The following is a 964-nucleotide window of genomic DNA, read 5'->3' as shown; positions in this document are numbered from 1 at the left end:
CTACAACTGCGTTATCTAAACAAGCTCCAACACTGCTCATTGAGGCTATTATTTTATATTTGCTCAGTAAGTGACTAAATCGCCCACTTGTATATTGAGAACCACGATCGCTGTGGAACATTAAGCCTGCTTTAGGTCGCCTGATGTTAATCGCCATTTGCAATGCGCGTTCAACTAAATCAACAGTCATGCGCTTCGATATAGACCACCCGATAACCCGACGAGAGTATAAGTCCATAACAATAGCTAAATACATCCAACCTTGATTGGTTCTCAAATAGGTTACGTCACCCGCCCAAACTAGGTTCTCTTGCTTAGGGTTGAACTGTTGGTTCAACAGGTTATCTGCAACGCTATCACTGTGCTTGCGCTTTGTTGTTACCTTGTATGCCTGGCGTTGTACTACGACAAGCTTTAGTTTACGCATGATGCTACGCGTACGATAACGACCGATATTAAAACCAGCTTCTCTTAACTTCTTACATAGCTGTCGAGAGCCTAAGCTACCACGACTGCGCTTGAATAGTTGCCGTGCTGTTCGGTACATATTTAACTCTTCTTCACAGATAATTTTAGCTGGACGTTCAAGCCAATCATAAAATGCACTACGACTTACTTGCAGTACATTACAAAGCAGTTTTATGGGATATTTAGAGCGACTTGCTCGAATATACCGATACTTTACTTCATTTCTTTTGCGAAGAAGGCACTGGCCTTTTTTAGTATTTCTTTCTCCATACGTAGCTGTTTTACTTCTTTGCGCAAGGCTAATAACTCAGATCGTTCATCAGAATTAACAGTTGAATTAGCATGTTCTTCCGCTTTTTGTTTCCAACTATAAAGCAGGCTAGTCGTGACGTTTAAAGCAGATGCCGCTTCTTGAACGCTATAACCTTGTTCACTGATTAACGCTAATGCTTCAGTTTTAAATTCACTGGTATAAGTTTTGTATTGTCTTCTAGTA

Annotated in this window: 1 pseudogene; it reads right to left on the bottom strand. The window is 40.7% G+C overall.

The window, feature by feature from the left end:
* Nucleotides 1-964, bottom strand: a pseudogene (locus tag QQK09_RS19280) (IS3 family transposase); the annotation flags it as partial.

It is taken from the genome of Psychromonas marina (assembly GCF_030161115.1).
GTDB lineage: Bacteria > Pseudomonadota > Gammaproteobacteria > Enterobacterales > Psychromonadaceae > Psychromonas > Psychromonas marina.
This window is presented reverse-complemented; position numbering and strand designations above follow the sequence as displayed.